This is a genomic window from Streptomyces sp. SID14478 (genome assembly GCF_010548525.1).
Taxonomy (GTDB): domain Bacteria; phylum Actinomycetota; class Actinomycetes; order Streptomycetales; family Streptomycetaceae; genus Streptomyces.
In genome coordinates this window covers 1-548 of the sequence record NZ_JAAGMG010000818.1, presented here as the reverse complement: position 1 = coordinate 548, position 548 = coordinate 1, and the positions used below count along the sequence as shown (strand labels likewise).

At 75.9% G+C, this 548-nt stretch carries 1 protein-coding gene; it reads left to right on the top strand.

The window, feature by feature from the left end; genetic code table 11:
* Nucleotides 1-190: 190 nt before the first annotated feature.
* The coding region (locus G3I40_RS26735) for an FAD-dependent oxidoreductase (RefSeq protein ID WP_164304719.1) at nucleotides 191-548 on the top strand (358 nt) is incomplete at its 3' end.

Genomic DNA, 548 nt, shown 5'->3' with positions numbered 1-548 from the left:
CCGGCGACGCCAGGGACTGAGGCTGCGCCAGGGGCGCACCCGGCGCCCGCCCCATGCTCCCGTGCCGCCCCGCCGCGCGGGCCCCGCGCCCACGATCCACACCTACCCTCGACGCGAACTCAGGTATTCCGGGAGCGCGTTGGGGGCATGAGGCCCCCAGCCGTCAGCCGCCCAACCGCCGGAGGCACACGTGCTTGAGGCCGCGCACGCGGATGTCGTCATCGTGGGAGCCGGGGTCGCGGGACTCTCGGCCGCCCAGCACCTGACCAGGGCCGGTACGCACGTCCTTGTCCTGGAAGCCGCCTCGGGGGTGGGCGGCCGCATGTCCACCGAGAAGGTCGACGGGTTCCGGCTCGACCGGATCGGCCGACCGCTGTGCACCGCCTCCCCCGAACTGCGCGGTACGCCCGGCCTGGACGCCCTGGTGCTGCGTCCCTTCTCGCCGGGTGTGCTGGTGCACAGCGAGGGCCGCCGCCACCGGACGGGCGAACCCGCCGACCCTCGGCGCGCGAGGGGCGCACTCAGTGCGGCGCGCGCCCTGGCAAGCG